This window comes from bacterium, assembly GCA_020444325.1.
Taxonomy (GTDB): Bacteria; Bacteroidota; Ignavibacteria; order SZUA-365; family SZUA-365; genus BM516.
In genome coordinates this window covers 17,426-41,608 of the sequence record JAHLLD010000013.1, presented here as the reverse complement: position 1 = coordinate 41,608, position 24,183 = coordinate 17,426, and the positions used below count along the sequence as shown (strand labels likewise).

Annotated in this window: 19 protein-coding genes; 11 read left to right on the top strand and 8 right to left on the bottom strand. The window is 58.7% G+C overall.

Going from position 1 to position 24,183, the window contains the following annotated elements; all coding sequences use genetic code 11:
* The first annotated feature begins 86 nt into the window (after nucleotides 1-86).
* From KQI65_15035 to KQI65_15020, 4 genes are all read left to right on the top strand, one after another.
* A complete protein-coding gene (locus KQI65_15035) occupies nucleotides 87-1,208 on the top strand; it encodes a D-alanine--D-alanine ligase (GenBank protein MCB2206054.1) in 1,122 nt (373 codons plus the stop codon).
* The gene (locus KQI65_15030; protein MCB2206053.1) at nucleotides 1,201-1,848 is read left to right on the top strand and encodes a methyltransferase domain-containing protein; all 648 of its coding nucleotides are present in this window, start codon (nucleotides 1,201-1,203) and stop codon (nucleotides 1,846-1,848) included. Before KQI65_15035 ends, KQI65_15030 begins: the two co-directional genes overlap by 8 nt.
* 8 nt (nucleotides 1,849-1,856) lie before the next feature.
* A complete protein-coding gene (locus KQI65_15025) occupies nucleotides 1,857-2,390 on the top strand; it encodes an RNA methyltransferase (protein MCB2206052.1) in 534 nt (177 codons plus the stop codon).
* 165 nt (nucleotides 2,391-2,555) lie between these two features.
* Nucleotides 2,556-2,909: a hypothetical protein gene (locus KQI65_15020; protein MCB2206051.1), complete on the top strand. Its 354-nt coding sequence runs from the start codon at nucleotides 2,556-2,558 to the stop codon at nucleotides 2,907-2,909.
* Between the two features lie 114 nt (nucleotides 2,910-3,023).
* Here the strand turns inward: KQI65_15020 and KQI65_15015 are convergent, their stop codons facing one another.
* The 3 genes from KQI65_15015 to recG all read right to left on the bottom strand — a co-directional run bounded on the left by KQI65_15015 (nucleotide 3,024) and on the right by recG (nucleotide 6,594).
* Complete coding sequence (locus tag KQI65_15015) at nucleotides 3,024-3,596, bottom strand: DedA family protein (protein ID MCB2206050.1); 573 nt, start codon at nucleotides 3,594-3,596, stop codon at nucleotides 3,024-3,026.
* A 100-nt stretch (nucleotides 3,597-3,696) separates the two neighbouring features.
* On the bottom strand, nucleotides 3,697-4,419 hold the full coding sequence (rlmB, locus tag KQI65_15010) for a 23S rRNA (guanosine(2251)-2'-O)-methyltransferase RlmB (GenBank protein ID MCB2206049.1): 723 nt from the start codon (nucleotides 4,417-4,419) through the stop codon (nucleotides 3,697-3,699).
* A 15-nt stretch (nucleotides 4,420-4,434) separates the two neighbouring features.
* Entirely contained in the window at nucleotides 4,435-6,594 is a 2,160-nt protein-coding gene (recG, locus tag KQI65_15005) for an ATP-dependent DNA helicase RecG (GenBank protein MCB2206048.1), read from the bottom strand.
* A gap of 172 nt (nucleotides 6,595-6,766) precedes the next feature.
* Here recG and KQI65_15000 point away from each other — a divergent pair, with 172 nt between their 5' ends.
* From KQI65_15000 to truA, 4 genes are read left to right on the top strand one after another with little or no spacing between them, the layout of a single operon-like run.
* Nucleotides 6,767-8,764, top strand: a complete 1,998-nt coding sequence (locus KQI65_15000) for a tetratricopeptide repeat protein (GenBank protein ID MCB2206047.1) — start codon at nucleotides 6,767-6,769, stop codon at nucleotides 8,762-8,764.
* Entirely contained in the window at nucleotides 8,765-10,477 is a 1,713-nt protein-coding gene (locus KQI65_14995) for a family 10 glycosylhydrolase (protein MCB2206046.1), read from the top strand.
* Between the two features lie 24 nt (nucleotides 10,478-10,501).
* On the top strand, nucleotides 10,502-13,423 hold the full coding sequence (locus KQI65_14990) for a hypothetical protein (protein ID MCB2206045.1): 2,922 nt from the start codon (nucleotides 10,502-10,504) through the stop codon (nucleotides 13,421-13,423).
* Nucleotides 13,420-14,226 carry a tRNA pseudouridine(38-40) synthase TruA gene (gene truA, locus KQI65_14985; protein MCB2206044.1) on the top strand — a complete coding sequence of 269 codons (807 nt, stop codon included), beginning with the start codon at nucleotides 13,420-13,422 and terminating at the stop codon, nucleotides 14,224-14,226. Before KQI65_14990 ends, truA begins: the two co-directional genes overlap by 4 nt.
* 24 nt (nucleotides 14,227-14,250) lie before the next feature.
* Here truA and KQI65_14980 read toward each other — a convergent pair whose 3' ends face one another.
* The 5 genes from KQI65_14980 to KQI65_14960 all read right to left on the bottom strand — a co-directional run bounded on the left by KQI65_14980 (nucleotide 14,251) and on the right by KQI65_14960 (nucleotide 21,436).
* Nucleotides 14,251-16,674 (bottom strand): DNA internalization-related competence protein ComEC/Rec2, encoded by a 2,424-nt coding sequence (locus KQI65_14980; GenBank protein ID MCB2206043.1) that lies wholly within the window; start codon nucleotides 16,672-16,674, stop codon nucleotides 14,251-14,253.
* Between the two features lie 24 nt (nucleotides 16,675-16,698).
* A complete protein-coding gene (locus KQI65_14975; protein MCB2206042.1) occupies nucleotides 16,699-17,640 on the bottom strand; it encodes an alkaline phosphatase family protein in 942 nt (313 codons plus the stop codon).
* Complete coding sequence (gene dtd, locus KQI65_14970) at nucleotides 17,633-18,097, bottom strand: D-tyrosyl-tRNA(Tyr) deacylase (protein MCB2206041.1); 465 nt, start codon at nucleotides 18,095-18,097, stop codon at nucleotides 17,633-17,635. The genes KQI65_14975 and dtd overlap by 8 nt, the downstream gene beginning before the upstream one ends.
* 75 nt (nucleotides 18,098-18,172) lie before the next feature.
* Nucleotides 18,173-18,790, bottom strand: a complete 618-nt coding sequence (locus tag KQI65_14965) for an HD domain-containing protein (GenBank protein ID MCB2206040.1) — start codon at nucleotides 18,788-18,790, stop codon at nucleotides 18,173-18,175.
* A gap of 63 nt (nucleotides 18,791-18,853) precedes the next feature.
* Nucleotides 18,854-21,436 (bottom strand): hypothetical protein, encoded by a 2,583-nt coding sequence (locus tag KQI65_14960; GenBank protein MCB2206039.1) that lies wholly within the window; start codon nucleotides 21,434-21,436, stop codon nucleotides 18,854-18,856.
* 294 nt (nucleotides 21,437-21,730) lie between these two features.
* On the opposite strand from KQI65_14960, the gene KQI65_14955 reads away from it, so the two are divergent.
* From KQI65_14955 to hpt, 3 genes are read left to right on the top strand one after another with little or no spacing between them, the layout of a single operon-like run.
* On the top strand, nucleotides 21,731-22,207 hold the full coding sequence (locus KQI65_14955) for a hypothetical protein (protein MCB2206038.1): 477 nt from the start codon (nucleotides 21,731-21,733) through the stop codon (nucleotides 22,205-22,207).
* The gene (gene tilS, locus KQI65_14950; protein ID MCB2206037.1) at nucleotides 22,207-23,577 is read left to right on the top strand and encodes a tRNA lysidine(34) synthetase TilS; all 1,371 of its coding nucleotides are present in this window, start codon (nucleotides 22,207-22,209) and stop codon (nucleotides 23,575-23,577) included. The genes KQI65_14955 and tilS overlap by 1 nt, the downstream gene beginning before the upstream one ends.
* Nucleotides 23,574-24,158 carry a hypoxanthine phosphoribosyltransferase gene (gene hpt / locus KQI65_14945; protein MCB2206036.1) on the top strand — a complete coding sequence of 195 codons (585 nt, stop codon included), beginning with the start codon at nucleotides 23,574-23,576 and terminating at the stop codon, nucleotides 24,156-24,158. The genes tilS and hpt overlap by 4 nt, the downstream gene beginning before the upstream one ends.
* The last annotated feature ends 25 nt before the right edge of the window (nucleotides 24,159-24,183 follow it).

Sequence of the window (24,183 nt, the reverse complement as noted above, 5' to 3'; positions counted from 1 at the left end):
AAAAACAACGCGAGGTTCCCACGTTGCAAAAACAGTCACTGCGCCGTATGTTTTTGCGACACCGTTTCAATCGCCTGTGAAGCATCATGGATAAGATTACTGTCGCTGTTCTCTTCGGGGGACGCTCCGGGGAGCATGAAGTTTCCCTCGTATCCGCCACATCTGTCATGCAGGCCCTGCAACCTGACCGGTATACTGTACTTCCGGTGGGAGTGGGGAAGGACGGCAGGTGGTACTGCGGCAGTGATGCCATGGCATTCCTGAAAGGCGCTGATGTGCAGCCACCGCGCTGCATGCTCCCTCCGGAGCCCGGCCGTGGCGTGCTTCTCGTAGAGGAAGATGGCGCGTGGGTAGAACAGCCCATCGATGTGCTTTTCCCGGTTCTTCACGGCAGCAACGGAGAGGACGGCACGATGCAGGGCCTGTTCGAGCTTACGGAAATCCCGTATGTCGGCGCGGGTGTCACCGCTTCAGCCGTGGCGATGGACAAGGTGCTGCAGAAGCGCCTGCATGAGGCCATGGGTATTCCCATCGTCCCCTTCGTGCATTACCGCTCGCATGAGATAACGGCCGGCGTGGAGGAAGTGGCGAAGGATATCACTGCGCGTATCGGACTCCCGGTCTTCGTCAAGCCTCCCAACCTCGGTTCCAGCGTGGGTATCAGCCTGGCCAGGGATCACGGGGCTCTCGTCGCCTCCCTGAAACTTGCTGCGCGCTTTGATCGCAAAGTACTCGCCGAAAAAGCCGTCCCGGGCGCACGGGAAATTGAAGTGGCGGTGCTCGGCAACGATGACCCTGTCGCCAGTATCCCGGGTGAAGTCGTACCGAGCAACGAATTCTATGACTACGACGCCAAATATGTCGACGGCGCTTCCGCACTGCACATTCCGGCCCTGCTGCCGGAAGGTGTGGCCGACACGGTGCGTCGTCTTGCGGTCGATGCCTACAAAGCGCTCGACTGCGAGGGAATGGCACGTGTCGATTTCCTGCTCTCACGTGATACCGGCGATCTCTATATCAACGAGATCAACACCATACCGGGGTTCACGTCGATCAGCATGTACCCGAAATTATTCGCGGCCAGCGGCATCCCCTATGAAACCCTTGTGGAGCGTCTGATCGATCTGGCGCGGCGGCGGCAGGCAGAAAAAAAGGCGCTCAGCAGATCCTATACGCCCCGGAAGGAGTGGCATCGCAGTGATGGGTGATATCAACGCGCCGGGATACTGGGACGCCGCCTACAGGGAGGAGCGTGACGGATGGGACATGGGAACACCGACCCCTGTCTTTGCGGATTTGCTTACACGTCTGGATATGGATTTCCGTTCTCTCGGCGCACTGCATTTCGCGCAGCTGGGCCATCCTCCGCGTGTGCTGATTCCCTGCAGCGGAAGGGGATATGATGCACTGCTTTTCGCCGGGAGAGGGTGGGAAGTCACCGCGGTGGATTTTGCTGCGGAACCGCTCGAATGGCTGCGTGCGGAAGCGCGGCATGCCGGACTCCCCGTGACAGTACTGCAGGAAGACATGTTCTCTCTTGCGCACACACATGCAGCGTCGTACGATCTCATCGTCGAATACACCTGTGTCTGCGCCATTGATCCCGCGCGCCGGCAGGAGTTCCTCGAATTCTCGCATGCCGTTTTGCGTCCCGGTGGCATTCTCATGGCCCTGCTTTTCCCGGTTGATGGCCGTCCTGGTGGCCCCCCATTCAGCATTGATGTGGAAGAATTCAAGCGCGAAGCCGCTTCCCGCTTTTCGCTCGCGCATGAAAGCACACCCGGGACCTCCGTCAAACCCCGGCTTGGAAAGGAACGCCTGCTCATCTGGCAAAAAGGGAAGGACTGAGCATGGCAATACGAAAGCTGCGGCATGAAGAAATTTCACGCACTGCGCTCGAGGATATTTCCGGCAAGCCCCGGCATCCACTCGTCGTAGTGGTCGACAATGTGCGCAGCCTCTATAACGTGGGATCAATTTTTCGCAGCTGCGATGGCGCACTCGTGGAGAAACTGTACCTCTGCGGGTTCACGCCCTTTCCGCCACGGAAGGAAATATCCAAAACCGCACTTTCCGCCACGGAATCAGTTCCATGGCAGCATGTATACGATATCACGGAAGTGCTTGAACATCTCCATGCCGAGGGATATCGCATCGCGGCCCTGGAACATACCACCGGGAGTCTCTCCTGCTTCGACCTGCAGGCGGACCAATTCCCGCTCGCCGTTGTCGTCGGCAATGAAATCACGGGGATATCCGATGAGGCACTTGAGCATTGTGATATTGCGCTGGAAATTCCTATGTTCGGCGTGAAGCAGTCGCTCAATGTCGCTGTCGCCACGGGCATCCTGTGCTTCGAATGTGTCCGTGTCCTTCGCAGCAATCCCTGAGCCTCGGACAACTGCCCGTATCACCAGTTTTCCAGACTGTCTGAGAAATGTTCGCTTTCTGATAGGCACTTCGATTTCCCTTGGAAATCGATGCGATGACTTCTATATTTTATCTAAAGTTTATCCAAATAGTCACACCACTATTCACCATATACAGGAGTTCCCATGAAGAGAATTCTGAGTTTTGTTACCGTATTTGCGCTTTCGATGACGATGTACGTCGCGAACGCACAGGAGAAGCCCAAATCGGCGTGCGCCGACAAGGCAAAGTCTGAGTGCTGCAGCAGCACCAAGGCTCATGCCAGCAAGGCCAAAGCCTCCTGTGCAGGCGAAGCCAAGGCGAGCTGTGGCGACAAGTCGACGAAGGTCATGAAAGCCAGCAACAAGTCCGGTGACGGCTGCTGCGCCGACAAGGCAAAGCATGCGAAGATGGCCAGCAATCACGAGTGCGGCGACAAGTGCAGTGAAGACTGCAAGATGGCCCACAAGATGAGCAGCAGCGACAACAACAAGAACTGACCCTGCTGCAAGGTCATTAAAGAATGTGAAAAAGCCCCGGTCCTTCAGTGGATCGGGGCTTTTTCGTATTGCGATATCGTTGCGGTTGCAATGGATGCTTCCTGGCATCCGCCGTCAGAATATGTATTTCACAGCCACGAAGCCGAGAATGAGCAGGGCGACAAAGGCGATGGCCAGCTTGTCGAAATACTTTTCGATGTAGACTTTGAAGGTGGGACCGAATTTCCAGATCAGTCCGGCGACCAGGAAAAAGCGCGCTGCGCGTCCCAGTGCCGAAGCGATGAGGAAGGATCCAAAGGGCATGAGCGTGGCTCCTGCCGCAATGGTCGCGACCTTGTAGGGAATGGGGGTGAACGCCGCGCCGACGAGGAACCAGACGCCGATGGGACCCCGATACGCTTCCTCCACACGCAGCCAGTATGCCTGCGCGTTGTAGAAATCGATAATCGGCCGTCCGACCACTTCCATCAATTCCCAGCCGATATAATATCCGAACATACCGCCCAGGACGGATCCCAGCGTCGTGATCGCCGCGAAGCGCATCGATCGTTTCGGCATGGACACCGCAAGGGCGATGAGCAGCACATCAGGTGGCACGGGAAAGAAACTCGACTCCATGAACGCGATGATGAACAGCGCCCAGAGCGCTCCCGGCTTGTGGGCAAAGCTCTCCACCCAGTCATACATGCGTCGGATGATGTTAAAGAACCACTTCACGTACGTGTTCACTTTGTGGATAAAACACAAATGTAGGGAAAACGCCCGAGACTTCAGTGGGAGAAATGCGTCACAACCGCTTGCGGCGTACCTCGTAGAGTACGAGGGCCGCGGCGACGGAGGCGTTGAGGGAGTCGACGCGTCCCCACATGGGGATGCGTATCATGATCTCGCAGCTTTTCTGAATGACGGGACGCAGTCCTTTCCCCTCACTTCCAACGACGAGACAGATGGGACGGTAGCCGTCCAACTCCAGCAGGTCAGTCTCGCCCTCTGCATCGAGTCCTGCCACCCAAACACCCGCTTCTTTCATCTTTTCCAACGCCTGGTGCAGGTTGGGGACGCGGGCGATGCGGATGTGCGAGGCGGCGCCTGCGGAGGTCTTGACGACGATATCGGTGATGGGGGCTGAATCGCGCTGGGGAAGGATGACGCCGTGCACGCCCGCGCATTCCGCCGAACGGAGTATGGCACCGAGATTGCGCGGGTCGGTGACATTGTCGACGGCGAGAAAGAAGGGGGGATCCTGCTCACGGGTGTCTGCGAGAAGTTCCTCGAGCGTCACAGCCGTGTACTCCTCGATAAGAGCCACGATGCCCTGGGCTTCACTGTGCTTGCCGAGGCGGTCGAATTTCTGCTTGTCGAGCTGCGAGACGGGAACGCCGGCCTCGCGCGCCAGGCGCTTGATCTGCTCCACCGAGGAACCGTGCGTCCCGAAGCGGATGAAGATCTTGGTGATGTCCTTTTTCGCGCGCAGCGCTTCGATGATGGGATTGCGTCCGTAAATGTACATGGGGTTTCCTCGGCTTCAGGATATGTCAGCCATTTTCAGCTGCCGGCGGATGCGGGGACCGAGTATTTCCCGGATTCCGCGGTGCTCGCTTTTGCGCAGCTGTGGGTCGTTTTCAATGATGGTGAAGGCCGCTTCACGGGCCTCCACGAGAATATGCTCATGTTCGAGAAGATTGGCGATGCGGAATTCGGGGTAGCCGCTTTGCTGCGTGCCCCAGAGGTCTCCGGGACCCCGGATCTCCATATCCACCTGCGCGATGTGAAATCCGTCGGTGGAATCGCGCATGGTGTCGAGCCGGCGCCGCAGATCGGAAATCTGCTTCTGTTCGTCGGTACTTTTTCCGCGTCCCGCGAAATACATGCGCTTGGTCGTCATGAGAATGCAATAGGCCTGCTTGTCGCTGCGTCCCACGCGTCCCCGCAGCTGATGCAGCTGCGCGAGTCCGAAACGCTCGGCATGTTCGATGACCATGACCGTAGCGTCAGGGACGTCGACGCCGACTTCGATGACGGTGGTGGAGACCAGGATGTCGATTTCCCTGCGTTTGAAGCGCATCATCATCGCATCCTTATCCTCTGCCTTCATCTGTCCATGCAGCAATCCCAGCCGCAGTCCCGTAAATACCTCACCGCTCAGGCGCTCGTACTCTTCGGTCGCGGCCTTGAGATCCAGCTTCTCGCTTTCGCTGACGAGAGGGAAGACAATATAGGCCTGGTTGCCTTCTTCTACTTCGCTGCGTACGAAATCGTACACGGCGCCACGGTCTTCATCGAAACGGATTGCCGTGCGCACACGCTTGCGATTGGCAGGGAGCTGGTCGATGACGGACACATCCAGGTCGCCGTACAGTGTCATCGAGAGCGTCCGGGGAATGGGCGTGGCGGTCATGACCAGCACGTCGGGTGCGTGGCCTTTTGAACGCAGATTGGCGCGCTGTGCGACACCGAAACGATGCTGCTCGTCGATGACGACCATGCCCAGTTTGTGGAACTGCACATGCTCCTGTATCAGCGCATGCGTGCCGACCACGATATGTACGTCTCCGTTCGCCACGGCGGCAAGCCGCGCATTTTTCGCGCTACCCGCCTGCTGTCCCGTCAGCAGCTCGACGGATAATCTCAGATCGTCGACCATCGTAGTGATGCTGCGGTAATGCTGTTCGGCGAGGATTTCCGTGGGTACCATCAGCGCGCATTGATAGCCACTGTCCACTGCCAGCAGCATGCTCAGCAGCGCAACCACGGTTTTTCCCGAACCCACATCTCCCTGCAGCAGACGGTTCATCGCGCGCTCCGTACGCATGTCCTGCACGATTTCGCGCAGAACGCGTTTCTGGGCATCCGTGAGTGCAAATGGGAGCTGTTCGATGAGATTCCGGGCCGTGGGACTCTCTCCCTTGAAAGCGATTCCCGGTGCGGCGTTGCCCTGTTTACGTTTCCGCAGGGCCAGCTGCAGGGAGAGGATGAAGAATTCGTCGAAAATCAATCGATGGGCGGCGTGCTCGCGTTTGCCGGCGTCGGTGGGACGATGGATGTTCTCAAGGGCGTCCTGCAGTCCGAGTAATCCATGTGCGGCGCGAAATTCCTCGGTATACCAGTCCTGCACCCCCGGCAGATAACGTGCCAGTACCTGCTGCATGAGACGGCGGAAGCCTCCATGGCGGTTGAGACCGACTTTCTCAAGCTCTGCGTTTGAAGGATAGACGGGAATGATTCCGCCGGTGTTCACGAACTCGAGTGTGTCTCCTTCATGCAGACGGTCGATGTCCGGATGCACCATGCTCGGATTGCGGCCGTAAAACTGCACTTCCCCGGATACCGCGACTGCCTGTCCCGCCGCAAACGCGCTTTGCCAGTAATTGATCCCCTGGAAGAACACCAGCTCCATACTGCCCCCGCCATCGCGGAGTGTCACCACCAGTCGCTTGCGTCGTCCGGGTACCGTATGCACCGTGCCCACGGTTCCCATGACTGTCACCACTTCGCCCGCATGCATGCCCAGTTCGCCTATGGTCACCAGCGTACTGCGATCGAGATAGCGCCGGGGATAGTAATGCAGTAAATCCTCTGCGGTATGCAGTCCCGCCGCCGTCAGCACCTGCGCGCGACGACTGCCCACGCCGGGAAGTGAACTGACGGGGATGGAGGAGGGGAGTATGCTTGAAGATTGCGCCATGGCATTGAAAAATAAGAAAAATTTCCTCCGCGAGAATCAGCGACATTCTGCCTGTCCGTCTTCGTCCCCCGCGACAGCGGAGGGAAAAAGGCGGGCGTTTCTCATCTATCTGCGTTATCCCATATAGTTCGTATATTTTCTGGAATAGTCTCTCTATTGAAACACGCAAGTCATGTCCAGAAAACGTAAGCAACAAACACAATCCGTTGACAAAGTAACCCCGGTCTTCGCACCGCTGGAATTCGGCGACTGGCCGCGCAGGCTGCTGTCGCTGCTGTTTCCGCTTGCCGCGATCGGTGCCGGACTCCTCTACCTTCTTCCGATGACCGAGCTGGCGGGGGGACCCGGACTGCCGTTCGACGAAGCCTACATTCCGCTCGATTTCGCGCGAAGCCTGATCACACACGGCGTGTATGCCGTGCATCATCTCGATCCCGTTTCCACGGGTGCGACTTCAGCGCTGCAGGTCCTTCTGCTGGCAGTCGGTGGACTGTTCACCGAGGATTTCGTTCTTCTCAGCCAGCTGTTCGGCATCCTCTGCTTCGCAGTTGCGGCATTCCTGATGTTCAGACTGGGACTGCTGCTGTTTCGCAGGCAGCAGTGGATGGCTGTGGCTGCGGCATTACTTTTCGTGCTCTCCCCGCGTTTTGCCAGTGCGGCGATGTCGGGACTCCCCACGCTGTTGCTGATCGTGCTGCTGCTCGCATCGGCGACAGCGTATTTCGGCCGGCGTCCCATGCTGTTTTTTCTCTTTGCCGGACTCGCGCTCTGGGTGCGTCCCGATGCGATTGTCTTCATGTTTGCTGCCATTGTGCATCTCGTCTACAGTCACGCCGGGGTGAAGCCGGAACTGAGGAAAGAGCAGGCCACGGGACGACCGGTCACCGCCGGGGAAACCCGCATCGGCGGGATCATCTACGTCCTGCTGCTTGCATCGTATGTCGTATTCAATCTCATCGTCGGGAACGGCATGCTGCCGGATGCCGTCAGCGCTACGATGGCATACTACGGCAACATGACCACGGATTATCTCGGTGAAGTGCAGAATTTCTTCAGCTGGTCATGGTCCACTCTCATGCTCCTGTTCGCGCTGTTCGGACTGCTGCCACTCATCGCTGCCGTGCTGCGCCGTCACCCCGCTCCCATGCTGATGAGCTTCACCTATGTGCTTGCGAGTGTAGTGCTGTTCTGGTTTTTCCATCCTGTCATCCGCGACTACTACGTGCTGCTGCCCACGCTGCCGTTTTTCATCCTGATTGCGTTGTGGGGTCTCGAACGGCTCATCGGCATGCTGGCAGGGGCTCTGCCGTTTCTCCGCATGCCTGCGGCTGTGCTCGCTCTCGGACTGGTACTCGTTGCGGCGGGATTCGCGATTTCGGATTGGCTGGCCTTCCGCGGCGCCCACTACAAGAGCGTGAACTACCTGATCGAGCGTCACGCGAAAATGGGACTCTGGGCGTCGTTCAACACTCCCGCGGATACCCGTATCGCGACGAATGTACCCGGTACGGTGTCGTACTACGGAGATCGTGCGGTGCTCGACATGAAGGGCGCTGTTTCTCCTGAAGTACTTTCGATCATCGGCGACCTGCCCGCGCTGGTGCAGCTTCTCGACAGTCAGGACATCAAGTATATCGTGACCACGAGAGACGAATTTGAAGTGGTGAATATCAATCCCATCGTTTCCTCCGACCTCACGGAACCGGGGATTATCGAAGCTTTCCGCTACGTTCCTACGCGGACGCATATCATGTCGCAGAGGGCGAGCGCCCTCAACATGGAGGCCGTGCAGCTCATGCAGCAGAAGCGTTTCAAGGCGGCGGCGAATGTGCTGCAGCGTTCGCTGCAAGAAGATCCGGAATCCAGCCGCAGCAATACACTGCTTGCGATTGCGAGCCTGCAATTGAAAGACACCACGACGGCCATTGATCAGCTGCGCAAGGCGCTGCTGCTGCATCCGCATTTCGCGGCGGCCATGGTGCCGCTTGGCGATGTGCTCATGCAGCGGCACGAGTGGGATGAGGGGCTCGCCCTGCTCGAAAAGGCTGTCAAGCTGTATCCGCAATCAGCACAGGCGCAGGCGTCCCTTGAAAACGCACAGAAGCTGATGCACGAAGATTCCCTCCGTGCAAAGGGCGGCGGCACATATACCTTCACCATCGAGCAATAAATGCATACATCCCGAATCCCGGTTATCGTTCTCCTGCTTCTGCTGCCCGCGGCAGCGGCGCTGCATGCGCAGCAGGCGCGCAGGGAGCTGCGCGGCGCGTGGGTGACGACGCTGCTGGGACTCGACTGGCCCGCATCCTCTCTCCGCGGAAATCCGGAGGCACAGCAGCAGGCGCTGCGCGAAATTTTCGACGATTTGCAATCGCAGCATTTCAATGCGGTGTTTTTCCAGGTGCGCTCCAGGGGAAACGCGATGTATCGCTCGGCGCTTGAGCCCTGGGCGTCGGAGCTGACCGGGACGCTGGGACGCAATCCGGGGTGGGATCCGCTGGCCTTCGCCATCCGTGAGGCGCATGCTCGTGGCATGGAGCTGCACGCCTGGTTCAACGTGTGCCGCGTCTGGAGTGCAGGAATGCCTCCTGCCTGCAGTCCCGAACACATCGTGCGTGCTCATCCGCAGTGGGTGCAGCGCTTCGGTGACGATATGTGGATGGACGCAGGGATCCCGGCAGCACGGGATTACACGCTGCGCGTGCTTGAAGATCTTGTGCGGAAATATCCGATTGACGGGATTCACTTCGACTATGTCCGCTACCCTGACCGAGGCTTCCGTGATGACGATACATATCGGCGTTATGGACGCGGGATGCAGCGCGACGACTGGCGCCGTGAGAACGTCAATACGATCGTGCGCGAGGCCTACCGGAAACTGACGCGCCTGCGTCCTGCACTGCAGGTCGGTTCGGCTCCCATCGGCATCTATCGCAATATTCCCGGTGCGAAAGGCTGGGAAGGACGCAACGCGATTTACCAGGATTCCCGGCGCTGGCTGCAGGACGGCTACAGTGATTACGTGGTGCCCCAGATTTACTGGGGGTTGCGGCGTCACGGCTCGCGCATCGATTTCGAGGCGCTGGTCGACGACTGGAAACAGGGTGCTTCAGGTCGGCACGTCTATGCCGGCGTCGCTGCCTACAAGGATGCGATACAGCCATGGCTGCAGGATCATGTGGACGCAACCCGTGACCACGGAGCGGACGGCATCGTGTTCTTCCGCTATGAGCATATACGAGGGCGCGGATTCGCGGGCCGCTTCCGTGACCTCGCAATTCCTCCACCCATGCCATGGCGCGACAACATTCGACCGAATCCCCCGCTGCATGTCCGGCTCAACGATGACATGCTGGTATGGGATGCGCCCGTTCCTGCGTCCGATGGCGACAGTGCCTCGTGGTATGGACTCTACGGCTGGCAGGGTGAGGAAAAGAACTCCGCGACACTGCTCGCACTTCTTCCCGCATGGGCGCGCTCGGCACAGCTTCCCGATGGATATGACAACGCCGGCGTGACTGCGCTCGATGCGTTTTACAATGAGAGCGGTCTGGCTGTTGAACTGCCGCCCATCGCCGAAGCAGAGGAAGTCAGTGCGCCTTCCATCACCATGCCGGGCCCGCGCATCTCTACGCCGCAGTATGCGGGCAGCGATCATATACTCCTCGCCTTCGAGCTGTGGCGTCCCGCGGATGTCCGCATCCGTTTGATGGACAGTAACGGTGCCGAGGCCATGGTCCTGGTGGACGGCAGGCAGTCCGCCGGTACGCATATCATCGGCATCCAGACTTCGCGTTTGCCCGAGGATGTTCAGCGGTACATCTTTGAAGCGGATGGCATGCGAAGTATCATGGATTTTCAACCTGGCTCGTCAGTACAGTAATACTGCGCGCATCAACCATACCGGTTGGCAACTCCATCAGCGACGCTTGTCCGGCTCCGCATTCGTGATATTCTTTCCAGCAACATCGTGATACGTCCTTCACATACGGAAAAGCAGCTGCTCGACAGTGTTCGCACAGCCGAGCCCGTACCGCAGGTGCTGCAGCGCAGCAGCGATGCAGAACGCTGCACGCAGCTGTTTCGCGCGTTGCTGATCCGTGCTGCGGGAGCGTTGCGGAACGGCATCGCTGTCATGGAGACACTGCTCAACCGTGAGGCAGCAGAACTGCCGGATCCTGAGCGAGCATTGCTGCATCTTGATCGCTTTCTGGAGGCGTCACTCAATCCGACAACGGTGCTTGAGGATATGCTGCGCACTCCGGATCTGCTGCGCCGCTTTTTCCGGCTGGTCGCAGCATCCGAGTGGCTCGCGGATACCATGGTCAGGGATGCGAGCCTGTTTCGCTGGCTGCTCACGACGGACGTTCTCACGCAGGCGCCCTCGCAAGCGGAGATCACCGAGATGGCACAATCCGCCATGCGGCGCTTTCCACCGGGACGACAGCGGCTCAATGCATTGCGCCGCATGCAGCGAAGGGAATTGCTGCGCATAGCCGCTGCGGATGTCCTCGGTCTCAAGGATATGGGCAGCGTGCTCGCGGAACTCAGCGCGCTGGCCGATGCTGTCGTCGGCTGCGCGTACGAGGATGCCTGTGATCGCCACGCGCAGCGCTATGGCACATTGCCCGATACGCGTGTCGTCATCCTCGCGCTCGGGAAGCTCGGGGGACGCGAGCTCAACTATAGTTCTGATATCGATTTGATGGTGGTGTACGATTCGCCTGATACAGACGCCGGGAGGGCTGTACGCGACCTGGTGAAGGAAACCGTGCGCATCCTCACGGAAGTGACGCCGGAAGGGATGCTGTACAGAACGGATCTGCGTCTGCGGCCCGATGGTTCGGCGGGGGCATTGGCCCTGTCGCTGGATGCGACGCTTGCCTACTACGAAACCCGCGGCGCGCTGTGGGAGCGCCAGATGCTGCTACGCGCACGAAGCTGCGCGGGAGATCAGCGCTTCGGGAGGGAGGTGCTCGAAGCCCTTGTGCCGTTCGTGTACCCCAGGACACGGCTGCGACTTCCTTCGGAGCTGGCCGGTGATGTGCAGCGGCGTCTGCGCGAACGCCATGACGCGGAGCGTAATGTCAAACACATGAGCGGCGGAATCCGGCATATCGAGTTCAGTCTGCAGGTGCAGCAGATGCTGCACGCTCCGCGCATCACCGCGCTGCGCACTCCTTCCACACTGCAATCCATCGACGTCCTTGCGGCTGCATCCCTCCTTTCTCTCGAAGAGGAAGCGCTGTTGCGTGACGCCTACCTTTTTCTGCGCCGGGTCGAACATGCCATTCAGCTTGAGCGTTTCGAACAGAGTCATGATCTGCCGTCGGACTCCGGCGAACTTGCTCGCATTGCCTGGCTGCTACGGATGCCGAACAGTGAGGCACTGGAAGCACGGCTTCACCGTACCCGTACGAATGTGCAGCGCATCTGTGATGGCATGCTCGGGAGTGCAGGCGTGGATGAGGAGAGCGAGCAGCTGCCGTCGGGATTCCGTGACAGGGAGGCGACGCAGCGTCTGCACAAGGATCTTGCGGAGGGACGCGACAGTCGTCCCTTCGACGGCAGCAGTCGAGAACGCATGCGCAGTCTGCTCCCCGTCCTCATGCAGGAATCGGCACAGCAGCCGCTGCCCGATGAAGCGCTGCTGAGTCTCGAGCGCCTTTTCTATCGCGCGAGCATACCATCCGCTCTCATTGGCGTCCTCGAGCAGGCGCCAGCGCGTCGCCTGCTGCTGCGTCTTGCGGCACTTGCTCCCGCTGCGCTGCGCTGGCTGGAAAACGATCCACTTGCACTCGAGCTCGTGTTTACCGGGTATGATGCCGCCCTGCTTTCGCCGCAGCGTCTGCAGCGGGTGCGGGACATTTCAGCTCTGGGTCGCTATATGCTGGGCGACATCGATCTCGGCACCTGTTCGCAGGAACTGACAGATACGGCCGACAGCATCCTGCGGGCAGCGATGCAGCGTGTGGAGGCGCCGTTCGTCGTGCTGGCGATGGGGAAATACGGCGGCTGCGAACTGATCCCGGGCAGTGATCTCGATGTCATCTTTCTCGGGGAGGATGACAGGACCGATGAAGCGGCACAGAAATCCGCGGCGGCGTTGATCGGAGAACTGCAGGCCAGCGCTGAGGGACGGCTGTACGAAGTAGACGCCAGGCTGCGTCCGGAAGGGGGCAGCGCTCCTCTCGTCTTGACACGTTCGGCCTGGCTGCGCTATCACGAACAGCGCGCATCGCTGTGGGAACTGCAGTCGCTGCTTCGTGCGCGGGTGGTCGCCGGGGAAACGGATCTGACTGCAGCGATCGATGGGGATATCAGTCACATGCTGCGAGGGCATGAGCTGACACCGCAGCATGTACAGCAGATTCGCGGCATGCGTGAACAGATGGAACCGCAGAATCGCTTCCGGCGAGAGGACTTCCTCGACATCAAACGTTCGGCAGGGGGACTGGTGGACTGCGAGTTCGCGGCACAACTGCTGGCGCTTTCACGCAGGCAGCGCAGTGCCGGAAATACCGCGCACAGCCTCGGGGAATCTGCGTCGGCGCTCCCTGCACTGCGCGACACGCTCGAGCGGATGCGTGAGACCCACCTGATGCTGCGAAACCTTCAGCTGCTGTTTCGCGTCCTTCTCGATATCCCGGGCAACCTCTACCCGGCGGATCCCGCGCAGCAGCGCCTGCTCGCCCTGGCGATGGGACGTGCTTCAACCACGGAACTTCTCGACACAGTAAAAGAGCGTATGCAGCAGAACCGGAAGGATTTTGATGCAGTCTGCACCACCCTTATATCCCCGGAAGGAATTCAGGAGAGTACACCATGACGGAACTGGCATCCCAACGCTACAGGCTCATCGTTGAATATGATGGCAGCGATTTCGTCGGCTGGCAGGTGCAGCCCAATGGCCGCTCGGTGCAGGGCGAGATCGAAGCTGCGCTCAAACGCCTGTTTTCCGTCGATATCCGCATTCATGGTGCCGGCAGAACAGATGCGGGGGTGCATGCGACAGGACAGGTGGCACATTTTGACGCCACGCTGCAGCTCGACGGCGACACCATGCAGCGTGCGATCAATGCGGAACTTCCGCCTGACGTCACTATTCACGATGCGGCGATCACCGATGATGATTTTCATTCCCGCTTTTCAGCGTCGTCGCGCAGCTACTGCTATACCATCGCCCACGCCCGGAATTCTCTCAACCGCCGGACACAATGGCAGCTTTTTGCAGGGGTTGACCACGCAGTCATTTCCAGAACTGTTCAGTCACTTTCAGGAACGCACGATTTTACCACGTTTTCCAAGCTGGTGCCAGATCTGGCGCATCATTACTGTCATGTATTCGAGGCATCCTGGGAGCATGACGGGGAGGTGACGCGTTTTCGCATCCGCGCGAACCGTTTCCTGCAGGGAATGGTGCGCTGCCTGGTGGGTGGACTCGTGCAGGTGGGAAGGAAAAAGATCACGCCGGAAGGGTTTGTCGAACTTCTCGAGGCGCGGGACAGGGGACGTGCACCGATGCTCGCACCGCCACAGGGACTCGTTCTCACCCATGTCGCCTACGACAGCGGGGAATGGAATATCGTGCAGGGCATCATGGACCGCCTTCGGGCCGAAGGGGAAGCCTGATTCTTCCTTCATGCAAATTCTTATCTACTCCGTCGCGGAAATCTTCCGCACGGTTTTTCCATCCGAGATAAAACAGACTGCTCCTTCGACGTCGGTTCTCGAGATACGCGCGCCGACCGTGCGAAGGCGCGTCAATATTTCCATGCGCGGATGATTGAAGCGGTTATTGCGTCCCGCGCTGATCACGGCATGGCGTGGACGCACGGCATGAATGAAGGCGGGAATGCTGCTGGTCATGCTGCCGTGATGACCGACCTTGAGTACATCCGCCTGCAGCAGCGTATCGAAGTGCATGACCATCTGCCGCTCGGCTCCTGCCTCGGCATCCCCGGTGAAGAGAAAGCGCTTCTCGCCATGCTGCAGCATGAATACCACGGAATTGTCATTTCCCGCAGCCACATGCGCACCGGGCGGAGGCGAGAGCACATACATCCGCACGGATGGATCGAGCGCGATACTATCTCCCCGGCGCAGATCGCAGAGCGTATCCGAAGTGCGTTTGATCAGGGCGAGGAGTTCCGCGGCCTCGCCTTCATCCGGCCAGGCGCCGCCAATAATCACTCTCTCCACCGGCAGGCCACGTAGTATCGATCCTGCTCCGCCGCGATGATCGTCGTCGGGATGCGTGATGATCATGGCATCGAGTTCCGCAATTCCGCGGCTCCGCAGGAAAGGCAGGATGCTGTAGCTCCCCGCATCGCCACCGTCACCTCCCGGTCCTGTATCGACGAGGATCACACGACCGGACGGCAGTTCGAGTACGGCGGCATCGCCCTGTCCCACATCGAGAAAGGTGAGACGCAGTGTGCCTTCCTGTTTGTCGGAATGCACACCGGCTGCAATCCAGATTGCACCTGACACAAGCAGCAGAAGGACGACTTTCTGCCGGAGCCTGCCCTGGCTGAAGGAGAGGTATATGATCATCAACGGCCATGCGAGAAGCAGGGACACGGGCAGCGACGGAAATCCCACAGAGGCGAAAGGTATGTCTGCGATGGCGGAGGATACCCACATGATGGTATCGAGACAGAATGCTGCCGTTGCCGCGAAGCTGCCGGCAAGCCAGCCGGAAAGGGGGAAGGCAAGGACGGAAAGGAGTCCGCAGCTCACCACAATGAACACGAGGGGAACAGCAATGAGATTCGTGATCAATCCTGCCGTACTCATTTCCCCGAATGCGTGCAGAAGAATGGGCAGCGACAGGGCCTGTGCGCTGAGCGTAAGGGCGAGCAGGGCAAGAATTTTTCCTGCCAGTGGTGTACGCGCGATGCGGCGGGGAAGCCAGCCGGTGATCGTGCGCGTGATCCTTCCATGCAGCATGAGTATGCCGAGCACTGCCGTAAATGACAGTTGAAAACTGACCCCGGTGAGCTGCAGCGGATCGAAGAGCAGAATGAGCAGTCCCGCCGCAGCGAGCGCATTGACGGTATCGGACCTGCGCTGCAGCATGGCTGCACTCAATGCAAGCGTTCCCATGACCGAAGCGCGCGTCACCGGCGGTGCGAAACCCGTCACCGCGGCGAAGGTCCACATCCCGCCCATCGCCAGCAGCGCCCTCCAGGTGTAAGGCAGTCGCTCGGTGGGAATGAAAAAAAGCATGAGCACGATGCCCGCATGCAGTCCTGAGACCGCAAGGATATGCATGATGCCGCTTCGACGGAAATCGCTCATGCGTTCGCGCCCGATACTGCTGCGGTCGCCGAGCAGGAGTCCGCACATGATCGCATATTGCTCCTGACCGTACAGGCTTGCGAGTGCCTCGCGCATGCCGCGGCGGAGATCGTGCACGATCTCCATGTGATATCCGGGAGACCGGTATCCCGTGATCTGCAGATCACGGCCTTTCGATACGCTGCACAGCAGCTGACAGTGTTCAGTGATAAGCCAACTGCGCGCATCGAATCCACCGGACTGACGCGGCGCGAGGGGCGTACGCAGGCGACAGCGCAGGTGCAGCAGGTCCCCAGGTCGCAGGGTTTGCAGGGTGTCCTGTGCATCGTAGCGGCTTCGGCGCCAGCTGACCATGACACGCCCGTCCACGACGTATGCGCTGTCCTCCGTTTCCACCCTTCGGCATCGAAACGTAAATCTCTGCCTGTCATCGCTCACGCGCGCCTCGCCATCCACATATCCCGAGAGCATGAGTTTTTCCTTTCTGTCAGCGAAATGCAGCAGAGAGGTGGGTTCGGATTCGAGTACCGTCGCCGTGCGGAGCATGCCGCAGAGCAGGAGCAGGGGCAGCAGCATGCCGTCGCGCAGCGCGGCACAGCTGCGCCAGCGCAGTGCAGCAACTGCGCAACCGGCGGCAAGCAGCGATACTGCACCGGTGACGGTTAGCAGCAGGAACGCGTGTTGAGGCTGGTACCATTGCAGCAGCACACCAGCAGAGTAGAGTGCAAGCATGCGCACGGCGGGGAGTCCCGCAATGCGGCGCCAGGAATGTTGCATGTTTCATCTCCCAGAGAGAAAGGTCTATCCCTGGAGGAAACTACGTATGGCAGGAACGAGATGCGAGATGGAAGTGATTGACCTCACGGGGAATTCCCCGCGGTTGCCGAAGAACAGTACCGGGACCGGGTGGCGGGTATGCGTCTTGATGCCGATTTCCTCCACATTGCCGTGATCGCTGGTAACGATGACAAGCGTCTGCGCAGGATCGATGTTCTCGTACACACCACGGAGCAGTTCATCGACATCAGACAATGTCGCGACGGCAAATTCCGGGCTTTTATCATGCCCGGCTTTGTCGGTCATGAAATACTCGAACAGCGTGAAGTCATGCTGCGCAGCAACGTCCGCCAGCACGGAGCCGGCTTCAAACGGTGTGATGACCGGTGCATCGGGGTGTCCGATAGCCGCCCAGCGTTCCGCGGTGATATCGGTGGAAACCGCCCGTCCGTTTTTCAGATCATCAATGTCGCGGAAAGGGACCTCAGCGGCGATTGCGGCGAACATTCCGGCGACCATACGGCGGCGGGGACCCTCGAGGTAGTCGAAGAAGCGCTGGGGGAACGCGTTGGCGAGGGCGACGGAAAGCGCATTGCCGTTGCTGCTGAGCTGCGTAAAGACGTTGTGTTCGGCGACGACGGGTTTGAGCGTGGAGTAAAGATAGGGACCGAAGTGCTGTTTGATGATGCGCGCCGTGTTCATGCCCGTGTACAGGGTCGACTGCCCCGTGCCGCTCTGGGGGAGTCCGGCAACACCGAGGTTTGCATCGGCGGGAATGCAGAGTGCCGAAGGTGATTCCACATGACGCCTGCCCAGCGACGGCAGGTCACCCAGCAGTGAGCGCAGAAAGGACATCGGTGCGGCGAAGAGTGGATTGCGCCCGGGATCGCGTACGCCGAGTCCGACGCCATCGAGAAACACCAGCAGGACGCGCCTGTGAGATGGAGTACGGCGGGAATCAGCCATCCGTGTACTCACCCTTGCTCTTCAGCAGAATTGTGACGGGACCGTCGTTGATCAGCGCGACATCCATCATCGCTCCAAACTCCCCGGTTGCGACGCGATCGGGAGCGAGAAGCTGGCGCATTTCGGCAACGAAAAGCTCATAGAGTTCTTCTGCCAGCGCAGGTGCGGCAGCAAGTCCGTAGCTGGGCCGATTGCCTTTGCGCGTATCGGCGTGCAGGGTGAACTGTGAGACGACGAGTACGCTGCCCCCGATATCCTCGACAGAGAGATTCATTTTCCCTTCGTCATCATTGAAAATACGCAGGCGAGAGAGCCGTGACGCAAGATAGCGCGCATCTTCTTCGGTGTCGCCTTCGCGCACGCCGAGAAGGACGAGCAAGCCGGAGCCGATCTCGCCGGTGATGCGGTTATCTACTGTGACGGAGGCGCGGGAGACGCGCTGTATGAGCAGTCGCATGCGACCTCGTTCTTCATGAAACAGAAGTTCTTCGATCCGTATGCAGACAATGTACGGAGGAGAGGGGGAACGGCGCTAGGTAAAGAGTTTGTGCTTGATGCTGTCCATTTCGCGCACGATGCGCTTCAGCATGGCATTGTCTTCCGCTTCGGCCATGGGATAGTAGTCGCGCTCCGTTTCTTCGACGTAGCGGAATGGATTGCGTTTGACGCCGAACTCCAGGCAGCGGTAGTTGTCGAGGCGCTCGGCGAACTTCACGATTTTACAGTCGATGCTTGCGAAGCGAAGGCGCTCGATGTATTCACCGTCTTCCTGCTGCCGCTGTACGCCGAGAAGATGGATGTTTTTCGTGAGCACTTCGACGATGTACGAGATATACGCGCTGAAATTGTACTTGAGCACTTCTGCCGTAATGATATCACTGTCTTCGAGTACGTCATGCAGCAGGGCGGCGCTGATGACATCGCCGTTATAGTACTCGAGTTCCCTGATCACGATGGATGCGACGCGGGAGAGATGCCAGAAGTACGGGGTTGAATCATTGCGCACCTGGTACTCATGCACATTGCTCGCCATCTCGAACGCGCCGAGTACGGTTGTCAGATCGACGGGATCAACGCGCTCGGCGATGTCCTTGATCAGTTCTTCCCGCGTGTAGTGGGTCTCGTTATAAAGTGGGATGCTCGCGTTCATGGCATATGAGATAAAAAAAACCGGGACATCGCAGCACGATGTCCCGGTATGCGTTCATAGCTGTCAGTAACGATTTTTGATGCGGGCGAAGATGTCTTCGACAGTCATCTTGTCGCCGCTGATCGTAATGGTGCGCCACTCATCCGGGAAGGTCTCGGCACCGTCCCACGTACCCTGGCCACCGGAGTTCGAGTACTTGTACAGCAGTTCGCCCTCGTCGAGTTCGACGATCAGCGTCCATGCATTGTCACCGAAGTTCTTGTCGCCGTTTTCGCCATTGTCCCACATCCGTATGGTGTTGGGTTCCATGTTGGCGAGTTCCTTGCGGTTGCCGGCGATGAAGACGGAGGTAATGGCTTCGCGATCGACCAGGCGGCAGATGAAGGTCACGCGCGTCCGTTTACGTGGTGCCGTCCAGTCGGGTTTGTACTCGTTCGGATTGATGAAGGAGGCGAGCGATGCAGGTTTCGCGAGTCCCGCCAGTTCATAACTCTGTGCGAGCATCGTGCGGAAGGCATCTTCAAACGGTTTCGGACTGCCCTGCATGACGGAATTCTTGTTGAACACTTCCATCCAGTGGGGACTGGTCGCGCCGTAGAAGAAGTTGAATGGCTGGGTAGTGAAGTTGTCGAGATATTCTTCGGTCGTGACCGGTGCGGCCTTGTCGCCGATGGCCTGGCGCGTCTGGCGGAGATAGTCCCACGCCTTGTTCGTCTCACGGGTGCCGATCCACGTGTTGAACTTGCCGTTGAAGCGGGAGCCGGCGGCGAGTTCGCGGATATTGTCAAAGTCTTTCGGATGATGCGGCGGCACGCCACGCATGCGGTTGCCGTGGATGTACTCGGACATGGTCACAGACACGACGGTGCGGCTCTTGAACAGTTTGTTGAGCTTGCGGTAGATGCCGTTGATAATGCCCTTGCCGTCGATATCGCGCTGGTAATGCGCCCAGGCGTCGTCGCCGTCGATTACCACGGTGACGAGAGAATGTTTCTTCTTGTTGTTCGGCGCCATCGAGAGTACGTTCTCGATGAAATCGTCGGCCGCGTTCTCGGCATAATAATTCCGGTATACCCAGTTGATGCGGTTCGTCAGCAGTCCGTTTGCAAACGCGCCGTACATGGTCTTATCATCAACCGACACCATGTAGGGAAGCGTGCTCGGAAGATTTTTCGGTGCGCTCTTGGCAAGCACCTGCTCGTCGGAAGTGAACCACTCGAAACCGTTTTCCTTCAGCAGCGGAATCACTGCGGGCGAGATCGCGCCGTACGGCGCGACATAGCCGGAAGGCGTGGCATTGAAATACTTTTTGTAAGCGGCGAGCGACATTTTCAGCTGCGCGTCGGCGTCCTGCGGCGAGGCAAACTGTGCGGGCAGATTCACCTTCGGATCGGCGTCTTTCGCGACGTCGGTATTGATCAGCAGGGGCAGGATGGCGTCGGAGTACGAGGTCGCCGCAAGCTCAAGCTGTCCGATCATTGCGTCCGCGTTGAACTGTGCCTTGTCGAAAGCAGGGACGATACTTGCCATGACATACCAGATCGAAGCGACGATGCGCTGACAGTCTTCCTCGGTGATCTCACGCTTGAGATAGTACTTGCCGTCACTGCGGAAGGAAACGAGATCGCGCATGTCGAGCGAGCGATAGATGCGCGTGCCGGTCTGGATCAGCGGGACGCGGCGCTCGTAGAACTCGGTATCGAAATTCGAGAAGATGGCCATGAACTTGAGCAGACGCAGTTCCTGCGTCGTGTATTGCGGATTGCCGTTGCTGTCGCGCCATTTCTCATACAGTGCCGTCAGCTCGGGATAGCGGTGCAGCCGCACTTCGCTCATCGTGAAGGCATTCCACTCGTTCTTGTAGAGCACAGCCTTGTCTTCTTCGGTGAGCTGTTCGGCGGGTGTCAGGCAGGCATCGATCCAGGGATCGGTCTTTCCCTTCATGTCACGAAGGAAGCGCGCGCCATCCATGTCCGCATAACGCGGATTGTTGGGGCGGTATTTCTCAATGTAAGGTTCGAGGCGCTTGACATAGATTTCCTGAATCTGCCACAGCAGTGTCGGGGAAAGCACCGCGGTTGCGTGCACATTCGGGTAGCGCTGAATCACATCCGCCAGCTCGAAGTAGTCACGCAGCGCATGCTGTCGCACAAAAGGAGCGACGATGTGATCCTTGTCTACATCGTAGTACAGAGGAAGATGGTGGCGGAACACGAGGTTCAGAAAGACCGTGCCACCGGTTTTCGCATATGAGTCGTTGAGATTCTTCCGTACCGGATACCCCTGGGTGATCAGCTTTCCATCCTCCGCAATCGAAACCAGCGAGTTCAGACGCCGGCCGTCCACCGATTCGAAGGTCAGAGGATTTGCCGGATCGATCTCGATCTTGCTGCCGTCGATCATGTAGGCGTATTGGTAGGTACCGGGGAGCAGGTCAACGGTTACGGTCCATTTACCCTCTTCCGCTTTGCTCATCGGATGCGTCTCGGTAGACCAGGCATTGAAATCTCCGACCAGGGAAACCGAAGATGCTTCGGGATTCGCATAGACAAAGGTAATGCCGTCACCGCTTTTCGAGGGCTGGGCGTTTGCCACGAGGGACATAAACAGGGTAGCAACCAGCAGATGGAAGAAGCTGCGTTTCATAATACTCCGCAAAAAACTATGAAGGTGACTACGATAACTCAGGGCTGTGGAAATGATGTGCCATCAAGAGGCCAAACTACTTTTTTATCGCTTGAAATGCAACAAAATCAATGGTGTTACGGGGACGCTCCCACGCTGTATACCCTGTTGTTACGGGGCGTGCGGGCTTTCTGTTCCCCGCACGCGTGTACGGGAAATTCCCTTCAGAACCGGTCAGCTTTTGCGTATGTTAAAAGAATCATCACTTCCCGCTTCAAGGAAAAGGATTGCTTCCCTATGGAAATCTCTCCCCATGTGAAAGAAATTATCACGGTACTCAACGCGTATACGCGTGATGGACTGCGTGACGGCGAACTGCTCGCGGCGTTTCTGCAGCACGCCGCCGACCGCGGAAAGCACGCGGAACTGGGAGATTTGTCCTTCACCGCCAAATACCTGACGCGCGTACAATCGGCCATTCACAAACAGACGCCGCAATCCGACCTGTACGCCAAGCTGGAAGAGGAGTTTTCCTATGGCGTGCACAGCTTTCATGCGAAAGTGAAGGAGTTCGTAGCGGACGGCGAGGAGGAATTCCGCTCCATGGTCGATCGCCACGTACTCGCGGTCTCGCAACCTGCCCTCCGGAACCTGATGCATCTGGCCGAAGATTTTGCCTGGATGAAGAACTGGGAGCTGGAAATGACGCGGGATGACGGTGACAATCACCGGCCCGATGGGAAGGGAAATCCCTCCGAAGGTGAGGAAACGGCAATGGGGGATGAGGACTGATGTCCCTCCTCACACGCACAACAGAATTTCTGCGCAGGCATGACGTGCTGGCTCCGAAGCGCCGCTTCGTAATCGCGGTGAGCGGGGGACTCGATTCCACCGTGCTCGCGGATGTCATGGGCGGCATCGCGCGGCGATGGTCGCTGGAACTGGTGTGCGCCTATATCCATCATGGACTCCGGGATGACGCGGATGCGGAAGAGCGTTTCGTACGTGAAATGGCCGGACTACTGGGCGCGCGTTTCGCCACGCGCCGTATCGATGTGCGCGGAGTACACGATGTGGAAGGAGGGTCGCTGCAGGATGTTGCGCGCCGCCTCCGCTATGCCGTGCTCAATGACATCGCCGACGAACACGAAGCGGATGCCATCATGCTCGCGCATCACGCCGATGACCAGGCAGAAACCGTGCTGGCACATTTCCTGCGCGGTAGCGGCGTGCGTGGTCTTGCCGGGATGTCCCCGGTACGCGACCGGCTGTACCGTCCTTTTCTCACGGAAACCCGCGCCGTGCTCGAAACCTGGGCCGAAGTCCGCGGACTCCGCTGGTGCCACGACAGCTCCAACGACAGTGACGCATACAGTCGCAATGCCCTCCGGCATCACGTCATTCCCGCACTGCGCGCGCATGCGGGTGCCGCATGGCCCGGCGTTGCGGTGGACAATGCCCGGCTCTTTCGTTCCCTCGACGGTTTTCTCGAAGCGCATATCGCTGCGCGTGCAGCGGAGTGTATCGTTGCCGATGCGGAAGGGCTTCAGGTTGCGGTTCAGCCGTTGAAAGGGTATTTTGAATATGAGCAACTGGCCCTGCTGCGCAAAGCGATCGGCATGCTGCGCGGCAGCGAGGGACAGTTCGATGAAGTCTTTTCTCTTCTGCATCTTATTGATGCGGAACCGGGTAAACATGCCGTCCTGCGTGGCGGCTTTCGCGCATTCAGGGAAAAGGACGCTATCGTATTCCGTCGTCCTTCCGCTGTTCCTGAAGCCACCGTTCTCGAACCGGGTATGCAGCGGGAATTCGGCTCGGCCCGGGTTTCACTGCAGCGGTGTTCGCGACACGACGTCTCCTTCAGCCGCGACCCGAACGAGGAGTACATCGATCTTTCGCGATGCGGTGACAGGCTGACGCTGCGGGCATGGACGGCTGATGACCGTTTCACGCCGATTGGAGGGATCGGCTCGCTTCGCGTCTCGGGGTTCCTGACCTCGGCCGGTATTCCGGCGCATCGGCGCAGCGATATCCCGGTGCTCGAAGGGAAGAACGGACTCGTCTGGGTATGCGGTGTGCGTCTCGATGCGCATGCAGCCCTGCGTGACGACAGTGGCGATATCGCCCTGCTCAGATTTACACAACAGCAAACAAGCGCATGACTCCGAACGTAGAAATTCCCCCGCACGTCGATATCAAGGGAGACCGCTTCACGCCGTTCATTCCGGTGCAGCAGCTGCAGGCCCGCATCACTGCGATTGCCAATGAGATCAATCGAGACATGGCCGACCAATGTCCGATTTTCATCTGTGTCCTCAACGGCGCCTTCATGTTTTTCGCTGATCTCGTTCGGCAGATCACCATCGACTGCGAAGTCGATTTCCTCAAACTCTCGAGTTACGGCGAGCGAAAGATCTCTTCCGGGAATGTCGAACTGGTGAAGGATTTGAACTGTGAGGTGGAAGGACGCAATATCGTGCTCGTCGAAGACATCGTCGATACGGGCTATTCCATCGATTTCATGAAGAATTGGATACAGGCGAAGAACCCCGCCTCCCTGAAAATTGTTACATTACTGCACAAACCCGAGAGCACGAAGATCGCGCATGACCTCGACTATGTCGGTTTCGAGATTCCCCCGCGCTTCGTGGTGGGATTCGGACTCGATTACGCGCAGAGAGCGCGCAACCTTCCCGCGATCTATATCCTCGACGGCCAGGACAGTACCGATACAGACGCATAAACTCACTGTTGGCAGATAGACATTT